Raw genomic sequence first — 17,805 nt, 5'->3', positions numbered from 1 at the left:
CCGCAATCAAGGGAAAGATGCAAGGAAGCGAATCGAAGTTGCACGGGTGATTGCAAATAATTCAAAAAAAATGCGGCTGTATCACCGGGGAGCCATAATTCGTGGCGATACCAGCACCCCGCAGCTTGCTCTGGTTTTTACCGGCGATGAATTTGCCGACGGGGGCGAACGCATCCGGCAAGTGCTGCGGAAACACCAGATCAAAGCGTCTTTTTTTCTGACCGGGCGCTTTTACCGGAATCCTGCTTTTCAGAATATCATTCAGGAACTGAAAAAAGACGGGCATTACTTGGGCGCTCATTCCGACCAGCATTTGCTCTACTGCGACTGGCGTAAGCGCGATAGTCTGTTAGTCAATCGGGAGCAATTTAGAGCCGATCTGCTCCGTAATTACACGGAGATGCAGCGCTTTAAGGTCAGGGAATCCCAGGCTCGTTTTTACCTGCCGCCTTATGAATGGTATAACAACACCATTGCCACTTGGACCAAAGAGCTAGGCCTGGAACTCATTAATTATACGCCCGGGACGCTTTCCCATGCCGATTACACCACACCCAACGACAAGGTCTACCGTTCGAGCCGCCTTATTTTGCAGTCGATTTATGATTTTGAAAAAAAGGCTCCGTCGGGTCTCAATGGTTTTATTTTATTGATGCATATTGGTACTGATCCCGCCCGGACAGACAAATTATACCTCTACCTGGACGAACTGCTGGACTATCTGAAAAAGAACAATTACCAGCCCATCCGCATAAATGAATTATTGACTGCATGAGCTACGAGAAAGTTAAAGCCGACTTGGAAAAGCTGGCGGACTCAGACAGGGCCGTTATACTCCAGCGATTTTTCAAAACCGGCCCCGGCCAGTACGGGGAAGGCGATCTTTTTTTGGGTTTGACGGTGCCGCAGCAACGAATAATTGCCCAGAAGTACATTTCGCTGGCGGACGAAGAAATTGAAAAATTAGTCCAGGACCCTTATCACGAGTGCCGGTTGACCGCGCTAATTATCTGGACCAACCAAGCCAAAAAAGCAAAGCAGGCCAGACGAAAGCAGATTCTGGATTATTACCTGAAAAATAAGAAATTCATCAATAATTGGGATCTGGTCGACACGTCCTGCCCGGAAATTGTTGGAAATTATTTGCTGCCCGAAGATCGGACAATCTTGTATGAACTGGCGCAGGAAAACCACCTTTGGTCACAGCGGATTGCGCTGATTTCTACCTTGGCTTTCATCCGAAAAGGACAGTTTTTCGACACGTTTTCCCTGGCCGAAAGTTTGTTTGCGCACCAGCACGACCTGATTCATAAAGCGATTGGCTGGATGCTGCGCGAAGTTGGAAAAAAGAACCCGGAGGCATTGGAAGAGTTTCTGCACGACCACATTCGGCAGTTGCCCCGCACGGCTTTACGCTATGCCATTGAGCGATTTGACCCCGCGCGCCGGAAGTACTATCTGGTTTTGTAAGTGTCTGACTTTATTTTCTTAGTATATTTACAACTCGTTTGACTACAACGCAGTAACAACAGTCCCAAAAAGCTGCTGGCTGCCTCCCGAAAATATGTCTTGGTTTATACGAAAAGAAAAAGGTATTAACACGCCCACGGAGATGAAGCGTGAAGCTCCGGACGGATTGTGGTACCAGTGTCCGAACTGCAAAAAAGTAATGCATACACGCGAACACAAGCAAAACGCGTATACGTGTGTGCATTGCAGCTACCACGAAAAGATCGGTTCGGAAGCTTATTTTGCTCTTTTATTTGACGATAACGAATTTACGGAGCTAGACGCAACAATGACCTCGGCTGACCCGCTGAAGTTTGTTGATTCAAAGCCTTATCCAGAGCGAGTGCGCGCAACCATCGCCAAAAGCGGCTTGAACGATGCTGTCCGGACTGCTTACGGCAAAATGAATGACCTGGAGGTCACGGTGGCTTGCATGGATTTTACGTTTATTGGTGGATCAATGGGATCGGTTGTGGGCGAAAAAATTGCCCGGGCCATCAGCCATTCCATCGAAACCCGGAAGCCGTTCCTGATGATTTCGCGCTCAGGTGGGGCGCGGATGATGGAAGCTGGTTTTTCGCTGATGCAAATGGCCAAAACATCGGCCAAGCTGGCGCTGCTTTCGGAAGCTAAAATTCCGTATGTGTCGCTGCTAACCGATCCAACAACGGGCGGAGTAACGGCTTCCTATGCCATGTTGGGCGACTTCAACATTGCCGAGCCGAATGCCCTGATTGGTTTTGCCGGGCCCCGCGTCATTCGTGAAACCATCGGAAAAAACCTGCCGGAAGGCTTTCAAAGTGCCGAATTCGTACTCGACCACGGTTTTCTTGACTTTATTGTCGACCGTAAAGATCTGAAAGACAAACTAACCAGTTTGTTCGGAATGCTTCAGTAATAATAAGGGTCCTTAACCATCTGGATTGAATACCATCGGATGGCTAAGGACCCTTTTATTTTAACGCTTCAATACCTTGTGCGTATACGTTTTCCCATGCGTATATGTCCTCAATAAGTACGTTCCGGGCACCCACTGCCCCGTATCCAGCGAAATTTCGTGTTCATGACTGGGATTGACCAGATCAATCTCCCTAACCATTTGTCCCTGTACATTGAATAATTGCATCCGCGCGATCGAAGGTTGCGGGCTTTTCAGTCGGATATGAAGCCGATCCTGAACCGGAATCGGATAAGCCAGAATAGACACCTCGCCATCGCTTACTTCTTCCTGCGTGCCGGTAATCAGCGGCTGGTTGGCAACAGGCTCATACGGAGGAATGGTTCCGGGAGTTCCCCCTGGCCTGTCTTCAACAATCAGCAGCATATCAAAAAGAGTTTCGCTGATTTTCTGGCCATTCCGCCATTCTTCGGCAACGACCGCAAAAACATAACGCCCCTGTTCCGTCGGTGCATTCCAGTCAAGAACCCCCTGAAGATCAATTTTAAAGGTACCTCGCCGTGCGACGTCGTTGGGGAAAACATAGCTAGGCAGCAGGAATTCCGGTTGGGTGCACTCGGCAAGCTTTGGGCGGGTAACGGAATAAACAACACTATCGCCCTCAGTATCCGCTCCTTTCAGGTTAAAACGGGCGGCCTGCTGGGTAGTGGCTTTAAATCCATTTTCCGGGTAGGCAAAGGCGGGTGTCGTGTTGGTAACGGCGGTAGAAAACGTGGTTTGAATATAAAAAGGAGTTTCTGCATTGCTCAGATTACGAGCACCCGATGTCCGATTGGTAAGACTGGCTGCAATCGTATATGTTCCCTGAGTTTGATACGTATAGGTAATGCGATAAATATTTATTGAAGACATTTGGTCAAGTGACCGATGTTCGACGCGATCTGCTACCACCGTTTTGTTGGCCTCTCCCGTGCATAATCTAATGGTTTGTTCTGAACTGGCAACGGCACCGTTATCCGTGAACAGATTTACCGTAAATTCAAAAGTGAGGTTGGTCGGCGAAACACGCTTTGCCTGAATATAGCCGCCTAGAATATGGGTGCCAAATGCGTGGTTCGCCATAGCCAGCAACACCAGCAACGTAAAGGGATATTTCATAAGGAGGACAGGGAAGTGTGCGCGGATTACAGACCCTAAACGCCGAAAAAGCGTATATTTATATACGAAGAAGTCCTTTCTTTGCTGCAATTTATTGTTTGGTAGTTTATATCCTGGCTATGCTTTACACCCCCGATCAAACCGCTGCTTTTTCGACGTATTCCTTACGGTATCTGCAAACTACGCTGGCAGATCATGTACTGACCGTCACCTTGAATCGTCCCGAAAAAAAGAACGCCTTAAACCCAACGCTGATCAATGAACTGGCTTTTTCGTTGACGTATGCGCATCATGAAAAAGACGTCTGGCTGATCGTATTAGCGGCGGCAGGAGATACATTCTGTGCGGGAATGGATTTGAAAAGCCTTTCCAATGGTGAAGTAGAACCAACAACCGTGCCGGAACCTGCGGAGCCCGTAAAACTCGGCGAGCTTATGGCGGGGCTGCACAAGCCTTGCATTGGTCGTATTCAGGGGCCGGTGTATGCGGGGGGATTCCTGTTGGTTGGCGGTTGTACGCACGTTGTAGCGGCAGAAAGCGCGACGTTTAGCTTGCCCGAGGTCAAACGTGGGCTGTTTCCGTTTCAGGTGATGGCTAGTTTGTTGGAAATCATGCCTGCCCGGACCGTACTGGATTTGTGCCTGCGCGCCCGGACGCTGTCGGCTTCGGAAGCCCATCAACTGGGTTTGGTGACCGAATTCGTGAAAAAGGAAGATCTGGATGCGGCTGTCAGTCAGTTGGTGACCGATCTAAAAAAATACTCTCCGGCGGCCATGCAAGCGGGCTTACGGGCGTATCAACAATTGAAAGCCATTCCACGGGCGGAACAGCAGGCTTACCTGCATGAGCAGTTCCGGCAAATTCAGCAGACGGCCGACGCTAAGGAAGGCATGGCCGCCTTTCTGGAAAAGCGGCCCCCAAACTGGTTGGGGGAATAATCAAGGCTTGGGTAAATCCGGGCAGCCGTCTTTCCGGCGGGTGTCGATAATGTTCTGGATTTTCCATTTCCCTTCTATCTTGACCAGCGTAAACGCGTTGACACCGCAGTGGCTTTTTTGCTGGTTGTAATAGAAAGTATAAGGCGTCCAGGCAGTGGCCAGTTCTCCGTCGATTTTAATCTCGTAACCAGATAACCGCTCATCGAGGGCACCGGGCTTTTGCTTGCCGACCGAAGCCACAAACTGCGGGATGGATTCCTGCCTCACTGACGTCAGACCGTCCTTGGTTTTTCCAACGCTCATGAGTGTGGAGGTAGGAATAAAAACCGACTTAAAGAGAGTGGTGTCGGCTTTTCGCATGCCATCGAACATCTGGTCAATCGCCGCCTGAACGCCCTTCTCGTCGTTGTTTTGGGCAAAAGCCGTGAACGAGGTTAGGGAAAATAAAAGAAAGAGTACTTTTTTCATCCGATAAAATAAAAACGTGAACCTGCGAGTCAAGTTAGCAGATTCACGTTTCAAACCGGTTAATTTCTATCAGATTTGACTATTCGGTTTTTTGCGAGAGTACCTCGATCCACCGTCCATAAGCATCGCGGTAAGCTTCCTGCGCCCGCATATCCGGCTCAATTGTCCGAACGACTTTCAGACCATTGAATGCTTCTTCGCGATTTTTGAACAGCCCTAGCCCTAAACCAGCGCCCCGCGCCGCACCCTGAGCACCGTCGGTGTTATAAAGCTGAATTTCAGCGCCGGTCAGGTTCGCCAGCGTATCGCGGAAAAGAGGGCTAAGGAACATATTGGCTTCACCGGCCCGAATTGTTTTCAGGCCAACACCAACCTGCTCCATGATCTGAATGCCGTAATAAAACGAAAAAACAATTCCTTCCTGGGCTGCCCTGATCAAGTGCGGCAAGCCATGACGCGTCAGCTGCAAGCCATGAAACGAAGCGCCCAAATCGCGGTTTTCCAAAACGCGTTCGGCACCATTCCCGAAAGGCAGACACAAAAGTCCATCAGCTCCAACGGGGGCATGAATGGCAATGTCGTTCATTTCGGCGTAGCCAACGGAACCACGCAAAACCTGGTTTCGGAGCCAGCTATTCAGAATGCCGGTTCCATTGATGCACAAAAGGACACCGTATCGCGGGGCTTCAGGCGTGTGGTTAACGTGCAGAAACGTATTGACCCGTGATTGCGGATCGTACTGGGCGCTTTCGCTAACGCCATAGACAACGCCGGAGGTTCCGCCCGTTGCGGCGATTTCACCGGGGTCCATGACATTGAGAGACAGGGCGTTATTTGGCTGGTCTCCCGCTCGGTAGGTAACCGGCGTGCCTTCCGCCAGACCTAGTTCTGTAGCTGCCTGGGCGCTAAGGCGCCCCTGCTCGGCAAACGTAGGCTTAATGGTTGGCAGCAGCGACTGGTCGAAGCCGTAATAACTCAGCAGAAACTCGGCGGGTTTATTTTCCAGAAAATCCCAGAAAATTCCTTCCGATAAACCGGATGGCGTAGTAATCACCTCGCCGGTCATGCGAGCCGCCAGGTAATCGCCGGGCAGCATGATTTTATCGATGTTGGCATAAATCGAAGGCTCATTGGCCTTAACCCACGCCAGTTTCGCCGCCGTAAAGTTACCCGGTGAGTTCAGCAGATGACTCAGGCTTTTTGCTGGACCAATGGACTGGAACGCTTTTTCGCCGTAGGAAACCGCCCGGCTGTCGCACCAGATAATGGCTGGGCGCAGCACGTTTAAGTCTTTATCGACAACCACCAGCCCATGCATCTGGTACGAAATACCAATCGCCTTTACATCCTGCGGTTGAACACCTGCTTTTTGTAAAACAGCTTTTGAGGCCAGACAGGCGTTTTTCCACCAGGCGTCAGGAGCCTGTTCGGCAAAACCCGCTTGTGGGGCATCGATAGCCATTTCTGACTCTGGAAAAAAAGCAGAAGCGACCGCGGTGCCGGTTTCAACGTTTAACAGGCAGGCTTTAACGGACGAGCTGCCAAGATCAAATCCTAGAAGGTACATGAATAAGGGTTACTGTTTGAAAACCGAACTTCAAACAAAGAAAACCTATTCTGCCAATAGCCGCAAGTAAATTCCGTTAGTCCAGCCGAAACCATCCTGATTTGGGTACTCGCCGCCGCCAGCCTCGGTGTTGTTGTCCATCACGTTGTATTTCTCCATCATCTTACCGGTATTGAAGAAAACTTTGTCGTTCAGCGCGAGCCAGCGCGCCCGAATAACCGAAGCCGTGTTGTCGAAACCGTAGTCTTTCAGGCCTTTATAGGTAACCCATTGAAGGGGTGCCCAGCCGTTGGGAGAGTCCCACTGCTGGCCTGTTGTGTGTAAGGCCGTGACAACACCGCCTGCCTGCAAGAAGTCATTAACCACCAAATCGTGAACGCGGGATGCCTGCTCGGGCGTGGCCAGACCGACATACAGCGGGAAAAGACCCGCCAGCGACAGAATGGGTGTGAGGCTGTGCGTTTTCAGGTTGTAATCTTTGAAAAAGCCTTTTTCCTCATCCCAAAACAAACGGGTAATTACTCGCCCGCGTTCGTCGGCACGTTTTTTATAAATGTCAGCCACTTCAACCTGGCCGGCTTGCCGATAGGTATCCGACAATATTTTTTCGAACACATACATCAGACAGTTCAGGTCGACGGGTATAATGTCGGTAGTTTGGGTGGTAGCTAGGGTCAGGCCGTCGGATAGCCAGCGACTTGTAAAGTCCCAGCCTGATTCGCAGGCGGCCCGGATATGCCGATACATTGTTTCGGGCGGCGTTCCGTAGTCGGCAGACGCTTTATGAGCCAGGTCAACATCTTCGCTGTATGATTCGGGGCGCGGAGCGGCTACGTCATCCCAGTAACGGTTCAGAACGGCACCTGCCTCGGGGGCATCTTCGGGAATTAGGGCCACGCGCCGGAAACAAGGCTCGACATCATCGAGGCGGTAATAGCCATCCATCCAGAAAGTGTATTCCTTCTGCATGTGAGCCAGGTAGCGAGTCATGACGCCCGGCCCATCGATTTCAGCCAGGAGCTGAAGCATGAGCGGGAAAAATGGTGGCTGCGAACGGCTCAAAAAATAGCTCCGGTTGGCATTGGGAATATGGCCGTAGGCTTCAATCAGGTAGGCAAAATTTTCGACCATTCCCCGAATCAGGTCATTCTCACCCGATACCTGCAAGCCCAGCATGGTAAAGTAACTGTCCCAGTAGTACAGACCACGGAAACGCCCACCCGGAACAATGTAAGGATAAGGCACCGGCAGGAGCGAACTGTTCGGCTCGACGCTGCGGGTCAGCTTGCTCCAGATGCGGTTAATGTGCTCGGCAGTGGGAATTGTTTGGTCGCTAACGAAGTCAGTGCTGATTTTGGAAGGTATCCGGAAGTTGGTTCTAACAAACTCTTCCAGCTGAAAACCTGCCTGATATTTTTCAATTTCATAGCGACTCAGAATCTCTTCCGCGGGCGCATTGGGTATGCAGTCTGCAAATGTTTTACTATCTTGAAATATATGCTGCATCTGAACGTCGTGAAATAAGACGCCAAAAAGCAGGTCCGGCGAGATGGGGTGTTGTTGCGTTGTTAACATAAGAATACCAGTGATCACACGTAACTCTATAAGACAACTAACACTCTAATTGTTTTTAGGGTTAAACAAGTAACCTACTACTCAAAGAATGAATAACCGTTTAATGATTATTTCTTATCGGCTGCCATTCTCGTTTCAGAATGAAAACGGTACGATAAGCGCAAAAGCTTCCTCCGGCGGATTAGTTACGGCTGTTAAGTCGCTAGATTTCAGTGAGTCAGATCAAAAGCCGGTTTGGATTGGTTGTGCTGACTTTTCCCGGAAGACGTGGGATAAATACCACCATCTGGTCAATGATGACTTTGAATACATTCCCGTTTTTCTGGACAAAAAGACAAATACAGATTTTTATAATGGCTTTTCAAATTCAGTATTGTGGCCCCTGTTTCACTATTTTTCCACATACGTTGATTACCGCGAAGAGTATTTTACGGCGTATCAGAAATCCAACGAAGCCGTAGCGGAAGCCATCGCGGAAATCGCCAAACCAGACGATACAATCTGGATTCACGATTATCATTTTATGGCTTTGCCGCAGCTGGTTCGGGAGCGTATTCCGACGGCCACCATCGGTTTTTTTCTGCATATTCCGTTTCCTTCTTACGAGCTTATCCGAATCCTTCCCCAAAAATGTAAAGACTATCTACTGATTGGTTTGCTGGGTGCCGATCTGGTTGGATTTCATACCAACGACTACAACATTCATTTTTTGCAGTCGGTGCAGCTTAGTTTGGGGGTGCAGCATAAAATGTGGCAGATTAACTACCAGAATCGGCTCATTCGTTCGGATACTTTTCCGGTTGGGATTAACTATGAGTTATTTCACGATGCCTACGACCAGGAAGCCGTGGTGGAAGAGCGGAATAAACTAAAAGAAGCCTATAAGGATGAGCGCATCATTTTCTCGGTAGATCGCCTGGATTATACCAAAGGGGTCATGCAGCGTCTGGAAGCGTTAGAATGGTTTTTTGAACATAATCCCGAGTGGATCAGTAAGTTGTCGTTTATTCTGGTGGTGGTGCCATCGCGGGGAGAGATTCAGAAATACGGCGAACGGAAACAACTGATCGAACAGGCAGTAGGCCGGATTAACGGAAAGTTTGGTACGCTGACCTGGCGACCGATTATCTACCAGTATGCGTCGCTGTCGTTTGAGCAGCTCATTGCTTTGTATACCGGCTGTGATATTGCGCTCATTACGCCCATTCGCGACGGAATGAATCTGGTAGCCAAAGAATTTATTGCGTCCCGTAAAGACATGCGAGGCGTATTGATCCTGAGCGAGATGACGGGTGCAGCCACCGAACTAGGCGAAGCCTTGCTGATCAACCCCTTGGACGAGGCCGAAATTGCAGACCGGATCAAGATTGCTCTCGAAATGGAGCCGGATGAGCAGGCTCGGCGCATCGAGAGCATGCAACGGCGGCTACAGGAATACGACGTAAAAAAATGGGCAACCAGCTTTATCGAATCGCTGCTGAACATGCACCAGATGCAACAGGAAACGTCGGCTCGCTGGCTAAGTCACGATGAATACACGGCGCTGCTCGAAGCGTATACGGCGGCTCAATCCAGACTGTTGCTGCTGGATTACGACGGAACGCTGGTTGGGTTTGCACCTACACCCGAGCGGGCGGTGCCTTCCCAGGAATTAATCACTACTTTGGAACATTTGGCCAACCAGAGAGGAAATAAAGTGGTGATTATCAGTGGACGGAACAAAGAGGCGCTGGAAGACTGGTTTGGTCATTTACCCATTGAGATGGTGGCTGAGCACGGGTCATATATCAAGCGGGAAGGTAGCTGGCGGCAGGATGTAATGGACGACGGTGCCTGGAAAGAAATTGTCAAGCCTATTCTGGCTGAGTTTGTTAGCCGCTGCCCGGAATCTTTTGTTGAAGAAAAAAACAATTCGCTGGCGTGGCACTACCGCAATTCGGAAGAAGATACGGGTTTCACTCGTTCCCGCGAATTAATCAATACGCTGGAGCATTTGCTACCCTATCAGTTGCGGGTTCTGGACGGAAATAAGGTAGTAGAAATCAAAAGTGCGGAAACCGACAAAGGCAAAGTGGCTAAACAGATGTCGCTGGCTCACCCCTACGATTTTGTGCTTTCCATTGGCGACGACCGCACCGACGAAGACATGTTTACGGCCTTGACCAAAGAAAACGAATTTACGATTAAGGTAGGGCGGGGCAATACGAGCGCCCGTTTGAGGCTTAGCCGTGTAGATGAAGTATTGGAGTTGCTGAAAGACTTTTCGCAGGTGAGGTAAAATTTTCTGGCTTGGCAGGCTTCTGCCAAGCCAGAAATGCACAGTTAGGCGGTAATTCCCAACAAGTTCAGCATAAAAGCGTATTCCATCGCTACGTCTTTCAACGCTTCAAAACGCCCGGAAGCACCGCCGTGGCCAGCCTCCATATTCGTGTGAAGCAGTAGTTGATTGTCGTCGGTTTTGAGCGTACGCAGCTTGGCAACCCATTTGGCAGGCTCCCAATACTGAACCTGCGAATCGTGCAAGCCGGTTGTAATCAGCATGTTCGGGTAGGCTTTTGCCTCCACATTGTCGTAGGGCGAATACGAGAGCATATAATCGTAATATTCCTTTATTTTCGGATTACCCCATTCCTCAAATTCGCCGGTCGTGAGCGGAATACTCTCATCGAGCATGGTTGTCACCACGTCCACAAAAGGAACAGCGGCTACGATACCCTTGTAAAGGTCCGGGCGTAAGTTGACAACAGCGCCCATAAGCAAGCCTCCCGCACTGCCTCCCATCGCAAAAAGCCGGTCTGCCGAGGTATATTTCTGCTCAATTAAGGCTTCCGAAACATCAACAAAATCGGTAAACGTGTTTTTCTTCTGAAGCAATTTTCCGTCTTCATACCAGCGCCGACCCATCTCCTGGCCACCCCGGATGTGGGCAATGGCATAGATAAACCCCCGGTCGAGCAAACTCAGACGCGTTGACCCGAAACTGGGCTCCATGGAATATCCGTACGAACCGTAGGCATACTGAAGCAGGGGGGCGGTTCCATCTTTTGGGGTGTCTTTGTGGTAAACCAGCGAAACGGGTACCTTCACGCCATCGCGGGCGGTTGCGTAAATACGCTCGGCTACATAATTCGCTTTGTCGAATCCTCCCAACACTTCCTGTTGTTTCAGCAGCGTTTTCTCGCGGCTATCCATGTCGTAGTCATAGACTGAGCCGGGGGTGGTTAACGACGCGTAACTAAAGCGCAAAACCGTTGTGTTGAAATCGGGATTGTAGGCAATGGCCGCCACATAAGCCGGTTCGCCGAAATCAAGGTAATGGTCTTCCTGGCTGCGCTGGTCGATGATGCGCAGGGCAACCAGCCCTTCTTTACGCTCACCAAGCACCAGATGGTGGGTGAAAATATCCATCTGCTGGAAATAAACGTCCGGGCGGTGGGCAATCACTTCCTGCCAGTTTGCGCGGTCACTTTGCTGACCTTCGGCAACTTCCATGAGCCGAAAATTTTCGGCTTCCCAGTTGGTGCGAATGTAAAATTTAGTGCCAAAATGCAGTAAATCGTACTCGTGTCCTTTCTGGCGGGGCAGAAACGTTTGGAAAGCACCGGTGGGGTTATCGGCTTCCAGAAGCTGGTATTCCGTAGCGACTCCGTTTTGATCCGACACAACGGCCACGTATTTTTTTGACTTCATCCGGTATAAGCCCATGTAAAACTGATTGTCAGCTTCTTCATAGACCAGAACGTCCTGGCTGGTATCGGTTCCCAAAACGTGGCGGTAGACCTGAAAACCCAGTAAAGTCTGCGGATCTTTTCGAAGGTAAAACAAGGTTTGGTTATCCGTTGCCCAGGCAAAACTACCGGCTTCTACGTCTGGAATGGCTTCCGCATAAAGTTCACCCGTTTTGAGGTTCTTCACGCGCAGGGTATACATGCGCCGGCTAACCGTGTCTTCGCAGAAAATAGCCAAATCTTCACTGTCCGAAATTTCGTAACCGCCCAGATCGTAGTAATCGTGGCCTTTGGCTAATTCGTTACAATCAAAAATAACTTCTTCCGGAGCTTCCAGCGACCCATGCTTGCGACAGTGAACCGGGTATTCGCCGCCTTCAATAAAACGGGTGTAATAAAAATAATTGCCGTCCTTAAAAGGCACGGATTCGTCCTGTTGCTTGATGCGCCCCTTCAACTCCTCGAACAACTGTTCACGCAGCGTTTTAACCGGTGCGAGTATTTGTTCCGTATAGGCGTTTTCGGCTTCCAGGTAGCGGATTACTTCGGGGTCTTCGCGATCATTGAGCCAGTAATAATTATCAGTTCGGGTATGGCCGTGAATGCTTAATTCGTGTTCCTTAACGGCGGCTTTTGGGGGCGTCTCAGCGGATTGAATATGTGACATAGACTAAGGTGGTCGTGTATTGCTTTCTTAACAAACGTTACTTTTATCGGTTCATTAAGTATACAATAGATAAATTCGTGTACTTCCTGGCTTGTAAATGCCATTCAGGCGGGCAACTTACTGAAAAAAACAATCGCAACGAGTGCCTGAAATCGGGCGTCTACCGTTCAGACAAATAATCGGTTTGAATAAAGATTTTTAAGGCGTATCATGTGGTCAATCAAGGGCTTTTTTGTTACTTTGAGAAGGTTTGTAGTAGTCTCTCCATGAGAAAAAAAGTTTACATTTTTCTTCTTGTTGCCGGTAGCTCCGGATTCTTAAGCGCTTTTGATTTGCAACGTCCAGCGCTGGACAAAGTTTTTACCCTCATCAACCAGGAGGTTCAAAAGAATAGCCGCGCTTATGAAACGCTTGCGGATGCGTCGCAACGAATCGGCCACCGCCTGACGGGCAGCCCCAACGGAGGCCGCGCGGAAGAATATGCGTTTAACTTACTCAAACAGTATGGTTTCTCGGATGTACGCTACCAATCGTTTGAAGTTGAATCCTGGATGCGGGATACGGTAACGCTTGCTGTGGTGCCCAATAAAAGCGACAATTTCCGCGATGTGCCAGTCGTGGCGCTGGCCCACTCACCGGTCGATGCGCATATTCAGGGCGAAATTATTGATGTCGGGAATGGTCTGGAAGGCGATTTTGCCGAACTCAAAGGAAAGCTGAAAGGCAAGGTTGCTTTGGTCAACATTGGCTTGGCGGCTCCGCTGAAAGGCGCCCGGAATTTGCACCGCTCCGAGAAAACAGCATTGGCTATTCAGCACGGAGCCGTTGGCGTGATTATGGTTAACCAGGTGCCGGGAAAAGTTCTGCTGACGGGAACGGCCTCCGTAACGGGCAAGCTTATTCCGATTCCGTCGGTTTGTATTTCCCTCGAAAGTGGGCAGGAAATCCGGCGCTGGATGAAGGAAGAACGGAACCTGCACGCGCTGGTCGACATGACTAACTTTAGCAAAAAAATTAAAGCCCGAAACGTGGTGGCTACGTTGAAAGGCTCTAAATATCCCGACGAAAAAATAGTAGTAGGGGGCCACCTCGACTCCTGGGATCTGGCTACGGGTGCCATCGATAACGGCATCGGTTCATTCACCGTACTAGACATTGCCCGAACTTTCAAAGCTTTGAAACTGAAGCCAAAACGCACGGTTGAATTTGTGATGTTCATGGGGGAAGAGCAAGGCTTACTGGGTTCGAAAAGCATGACCGAAGAGCTGAAAAAGTCCGGCGAACTGGATAAAATTCGGTACATGATGAACCTCGACATGACCAACGATCCGACGGGAATCAACGCTTTTGGCCGAAACGAGATGGTGTCTTTTTTTAACACCATCGGGGAAGCCATCCAGAAAGTAGAGCCCGCTTTTGCCAACAATATGTCGAACCAGGCGGGGCTGCACAGCGACCACCAGCCTTTTATGATCGAAGGGGTTCCCGTCGTTGGCATGAACGGTCACCTGTCACCGGACGTCTTAAATTGTTACCACGCTGATTGCGATAAAATGAATCTGGTTAACAAAGACCAGCTGAAAAACACGGTTCGTTACTCGGCAATGGTGCTTTATGCCATGGCCGAAGCCGAGGATATTCCAACGCGTCGGCTGGACGATAATAAAACCAGGGACTACCTCATTACCCAGGGATTGCGAACGCCTTTGCAAATCGCGAACGAATGGCGCTGGAAAGAATAAGGTAGCCTACTTTTCAGGAAAGTATTTGTGCCCCGGTTACTTTCCGGGGTTTCTTTTTGAAACGTTGTTCGTCTAATACAGTAAACTCTTACTTAATTAGAAAATTAATGCTGGCGAAAACCTACGGCAGCGCCGTTTATGGCGTCAATGCGACAAACATAACAATTGAAATAGCCGTTGGGCAGGGCATGGGTTTTTACCTGGTTGGTTTGCCCGATAGTGCCGTAAAAGAAAGTGAGCACCGGGTCGAGTCGTCGCTGAAGTATTTCGGATATAAAATGCCTCGCCAAAAAGTGGTGGTCAATTTGGCTCCGGCTGACATCCGGAAAGAAGGTTCCGCCTACGATTTGCCCATTGCCTTGTGCATTCTACAGGCTTCTGAACAAACAACGTTTGAAAATAAGCTGGAAGAATATGTGATTATGGGCGAACTCTCGCTGGATGGGCAACTTCGTCCCATCAAAGGCGTTTTACCCATTGCCATTGAAGCGCGGAAACGGGGGTACAAAGGATTTATTTTGCCCGTTGAAAATGCACACGAAGCGGCCATTGTCAACAATCTGGACATCATTGGAGTCGAGAACCTGATGGATGCCATTGGCTTTTTTGAAGGGTCGAAGAAGATTGAACCCTTGGTGAGTGATACCCGGGATTTATTTCTGCACTACCAGAATGCCTACGACGCGGATTTCTCGCACGTGCAGGGGCAAGAGAACATCAAGCGGGCGATGGAAATTGCCGCCGCTGGTGGTCACAACGTCATTATGATTGGTCCTCCGGGGGCGGGAAAAACCATGCTGGCGAAGCGGCTTCCGTCCATTCTTCCCCCGCTAACCATGCAGGAGGCGCTGGAAACCACTAAAATTCATTCGGTAGCGGGCAAGCTGGGCAGTCGGGCCAATTTGATCGCAACGCGTCCTTACCGGGCTCCTCACCACACTATTTCCGACGCCGCTTTAGTGGGTGGAGGTAGCTTTCCACAGCCGGGTGAAATCTCGCTGGCACACAACGGGGTCTTGTTTCTCGACGAATTGCCGGAGTTCAAACGCTCCGCGCTGGAAGTGATGCGGCAGCCGCTGGAGGATCGCAAGGTCAGTATCTCCCGGGCAAAATGGGCCGTTGAGTTTCCAGCAAATTTTATGCTCATTGCCAGCATGAACCCTTGTCCCTGTGGTTATTACAACCATCCTGAAAAAGAATGCGTGTGTGGTCCAGGGGTTGTCCAGCGCTATCTGGCTAAGATCAGCGGTCCCTTGCTGGACCGGATTGATCTGCACGTTGAAGTAACGCCGGTTTCTTTCGATCAGATGACCGCGAACCGACCGGCGGAAAGCAGCGCCGATATTCGGGCGCGGGTCATTCGGGCGCGGGAAATTCAGACGAAACGCTTCGACGATTACGACGGTATTTATTCCAACGCCATGATGCCCTCACAGATGGTCAAAGAGTTGTGCGTCATTTCGGAACCGGGGCGGATGCTGCTGAAAAAAGCGATGGAGCGGCTAGGTCTTTCGGCGCGGGCCTTCGACCGAATTTTAAAAGTATCACGAACGATTGCTGATCTTGCCGATAGCGAAGAAATTCGGATTGAACACCTGGCCGAAGCCATTCAATACCGGAGCCTGGACCGCGAAAACTGGGCTGGCTAAAGGCATAGCCTCTTCATAAAACGTTCGCTTTCGAAACGGTTGAGCGACTCGTTTAAGATCATTCGTAAAAAATCCGTTTTGCGTAGGTTTTTATCCTTTTTGCGAAAGTGCAGTTGCGCGGGTTTGTTGATTTTTGTGCTATAAAACGCTGCGAGTTCAGGCTTTTAGCATCGCACTAAACAACAAATCAGAATGATACGCAAGATTCTCAAATGGATCGGTGGTAGTCTACTGGCTATCATTGTCCTTCTTTTGGCTGGTTATTTATTTATTTCCTGGAATATTGGCCAGCGCACCGAAAAGAAATATGATTTCGCCGTTCAATCCCTAGCCATTCCTACGGATAGCACTAGCCTGAGCCGAGGCGAACACCTGGTTGTCATTAAAGGCTGTATTGAGTGCCACGGTAAAGATTTAGGTGGGAAACTAATGATGGACGATGCCGGTCTTGGGCGGCTCGTTGCTTCTAACCTAACCAAAGGGCAGGGCGGTTTGCCAAGCGATTACAGCACTGCTGATTGGATAAAAGCACTTCGCCACGGAGTGAACCGGGAAGGTAAACCATTGCTCTTCATGCCTTCCCATGAAACAACGCTGCTATCCGAAGAAGACTTGACGGCGGTTATTGCCTATTGCCAGCAGGCTTCACCGGTCAACAGCAGCTTACCAACCAATGAACTTGGCCCCATCGTGAAGGTAATGACTTACCTGGATAAAATGCCGCTCCTGGCCGTAGAGAAGATTGATCATAACCTGCCTATGATTGCTAAGGCGGATACAACAGTAGGTGTTGCGCAAGGTAAATATTTGTCCGTCTCCTGCGTGGGTTGCCACCGGGCCGCACTCAAGGGCGGTGAACCACTGGCACCGGGCTTGCCACCAGTGCCAGACATTACCAGTACCGGAAATGTGGGCAAATGGACGCAGGATCAGTTTATGACGGTACTTCGCACGGGCAAGACGCCAGGCGGCCACCAGATCAGTAATGACGATATGCCGTGGAAAATGACGGCACAGTACAAGGACAAAGAACTGATTTCGCTTTATCAGTACCTGCAATCCGTGAAGTAACACAGAACGTGGCGGTACAGATACAGTCCCGCTAAAACGCTAGGCTCTGAAAATTAATCATTTAGAAGCGACTACAATGACAAAATCACGCTTAACCGCTGTTTGTGCATTGCTCATCACTTCTTCGGTTTTGTAGAGCACCTCCTTAATAGAAAAGCCCGCCTCAACTAGTAGAGTTTCTGCTTTTTGAGCGTCATATAGTTGAAATCCGTATTGCGTAAAAGGTAATTTCTGCATAAAATCTTTCTGGGCAAAGGCGAGGTGGAAGTGGCCACCTTGCTTCAGAACGCGAAAAAATTCCGTGGCGTATTGCGCCGGATCAGGCCAGAAATAAAGCGTATTTACCGTAAAAATTTTATGGAACGTCTCCCTTTCAAAAGGAAGATCACGACCGTTAGAGAGAGTAAACGCAATGTTATTTTTCGCCATTAAAGCCGCATTGCTCTTCTGCGCTTCCCCAATCATGGTTTCGGAAATATCAGCGCCTTGATAGGTTAAGTTACTCGCTTGGTCAAAAAGGTAACTCAAATGGCTGGCGTTGCCGGGACCAATTTCCAGAACGCGCTCGCCACCGGTCAGGTTCATGGAATCAATAGTCGATCTGGTCATGTTGCTGTTCGACTTTTCCATCTGCGCCCCGACCTTGATGCCATTCTCGCCCGAAGGGCAGCTCAATTGACTTGCCAACTCTTTTAACTCGGTTTCATTCCATTCTTTGTTAGTCATAACTGGGTTTGTTTTTCGTCGGAACAATAAGATGTAAATAGGGAAAATAGCCGAAACTTGCCAAATCCGTCATTATAAATGTCATCTGCGGGGCCTTATCGTGAACATC

General features: G+C 49.6%; 14 protein-coding genes. 8 read left to right on the top strand and 6 right to left on the bottom strand.

The window, feature by feature from the left end:
• Positions 1 to 70: 70 nt before the first annotated feature.
• The 3 genes from L0Y31_RS04870 to accD all read left to right on the top strand — a co-directional run bounded on the left by L0Y31_RS04870 (position 71) and on the right by accD (position 2,407).
• Positions 71 to 775: a polysaccharide deacetylase family protein gene (locus L0Y31_RS04870; protein ID WP_234736012.1), complete on the top strand. Its 705-nt coding sequence runs from the start codon at positions 71 to 73 to the stop codon at positions 773 to 775.
• Complete coding sequence (locus tag L0Y31_RS04865) at positions 772 to 1,470, top strand: DNA alkylation repair protein (protein WP_234736011.1); 699 nt, start codon at positions 772 to 774, stop codon at positions 1,468 to 1,470. Before L0Y31_RS04870 ends, L0Y31_RS04865 begins: the two co-directional genes overlap by 4 nt.
• A gap of 94 nt (positions 1,471 to 1,564) precedes the next feature.
• The gene (gene accD / locus L0Y31_RS04860; RefSeq protein WP_234736010.1) at positions 1,565 to 2,407 is read left to right on the top strand and encodes an acetyl-CoA carboxylase, carboxyltransferase subunit beta; all 843 of its coding nucleotides are present in this window, start codon (positions 1,565 to 1,567) and stop codon (positions 2,405 to 2,407) included.
• 60 nt (positions 2,408 to 2,467) lie between these two features.
• On the opposite strand, the gene L0Y31_RS04855 is transcribed toward accD, so the two are convergent.
• Positions 2,468 to 3,565 (bottom strand): T9SS type A sorting domain-containing protein, encoded by a 1,098-nt coding sequence (locus L0Y31_RS04855; protein WP_234736009.1) that lies wholly within the window; start codon positions 3,563 to 3,565, stop codon positions 2,468 to 2,470.
• Positions 3,566 to 3,684: 119 nt separating this feature from the next.
• On the opposite strand from L0Y31_RS04855, the gene L0Y31_RS04850 reads away from it, so the two are divergent.
• The gene (locus tag L0Y31_RS04850; protein ID WP_234736008.1) at positions 3,685 to 4,503 is read left to right on the top strand and encodes an enoyl-CoA hydratase-related protein; all 819 of its coding nucleotides are present in this window, start codon (positions 3,685 to 3,687) and stop codon (positions 4,501 to 4,503) included.
• Here L0Y31_RS04850 and L0Y31_RS04845 read toward each other — a convergent pair whose 3' ends face one another.
• The 3 genes from L0Y31_RS04845 to treF form a co-directional block, all read right to left on the bottom strand.
• A complete protein-coding gene (locus L0Y31_RS04845; RefSeq protein ID WP_234736007.1) occupies positions 4,504 to 4,971 on the bottom strand; it encodes a nuclear transport factor 2 family protein in 468 nt (155 codons plus the stop codon). It lies immediately after the preceding gene.
• A 79-nt stretch (positions 4,972 to 5,050) separates the two neighbouring features.
• Positions 5,051 to 6,538: a xylulokinase gene (locus L0Y31_RS04840; protein ID WP_234736006.1), complete on the bottom strand. Its 1,488-nt coding sequence runs from the start codon at positions 6,536 to 6,538 to the stop codon at positions 5,051 to 5,053.
• Between the two features lie 45 nt (positions 6,539 to 6,583).
• A complete protein-coding gene (treF, locus tag L0Y31_RS04835; RefSeq protein ID WP_234736005.1) occupies positions 6,584 to 8,113 on the bottom strand; it encodes an alpha,alpha-trehalase TreF in 1,530 nt (509 codons plus the stop codon).
• Between the two features lie 88 nt (positions 8,114 to 8,201).
• On the opposite strand from treF, the gene L0Y31_RS04830 reads away from it, so the two are divergent.
• Positions 8,202 to 10,391, top strand: a complete 2,190-nt coding sequence (locus tag L0Y31_RS04830; protein ID WP_234736004.1) for a bifunctional alpha,alpha-trehalose-phosphate synthase (UDP-forming)/trehalose-phosphatase — start codon at positions 8,202 to 8,204, stop codon at positions 10,389 to 10,391.
• 44 nt (positions 10,392 to 10,435) lie between these two features.
• On the opposite strand, the gene L0Y31_RS04825 is transcribed toward L0Y31_RS04830, so the two are convergent.
• Positions 10,436 to 12,508: a S9 family peptidase gene (locus tag L0Y31_RS04825; protein WP_234736003.1), complete on the bottom strand. Its 2,073-nt coding sequence runs from the start codon at positions 12,506 to 12,508 to the stop codon at positions 10,436 to 10,438.
• 266 nt (positions 12,509 to 12,774) lie between these two features.
• Between L0Y31_RS04825 and L0Y31_RS04820 the strand changes: the two genes are divergently transcribed.
• The 3 genes from L0Y31_RS04820 to L0Y31_RS04810 all read left to right on the top strand — a co-directional run bounded on the left by L0Y31_RS04820 (position 12,775) and on the right by L0Y31_RS04810 (position 16,970).
• The gene (locus tag L0Y31_RS04820) at positions 12,775 to 14,250 is read left to right on the top strand and encodes a M20/M25/M40 family metallo-hydrolase (protein ID WP_234736002.1); all 1,476 of its coding nucleotides are present in this window, start codon (positions 12,775 to 12,777) and stop codon (positions 14,248 to 14,250) included.
• Between the two features lie 107 nt (positions 14,251 to 14,357).
• Entirely contained in the window at positions 14,358 to 15,899 is a 1,542-nt protein-coding gene (locus tag L0Y31_RS04815) for a YifB family Mg chelatase-like AAA ATPase (RefSeq protein WP_234736001.1), read from the top strand.
• A 192-nt stretch (positions 15,900 to 16,091) separates the two neighbouring features.
• A complete protein-coding gene (locus L0Y31_RS04810; protein ID WP_234736000.1) occupies positions 16,092 to 16,970 on the top strand; it encodes a c-type cytochrome in 879 nt (292 codons plus the stop codon).
• Positions 16,971 to 17,027: 57 nt separating this feature from the next.
• Here the strand turns inward: L0Y31_RS04810 and L0Y31_RS04805 are convergent, their stop codons facing one another.
• Entirely contained in the window at positions 17,028 to 17,696 is a 669-nt protein-coding gene (locus tag L0Y31_RS04805; protein ID WP_234735999.1) for a class I SAM-dependent methyltransferase, read from the bottom strand.
• Positions 17,697 to 17,805 lie beyond the last annotated feature (109 nt).

Source organism: Tellurirhabdus bombi, assembly GCF_021484805.1.
Lineage (GTDB): Bacteria > Bacteroidota > Bacteroidia > Cytophagales > Spirosomataceae > Tellurirhabdus > Tellurirhabdus bombi.
Note: the sequence above shows the minus strand (reverse complement) of the source record. Positions and strands in the feature narration are given on the sequence as shown.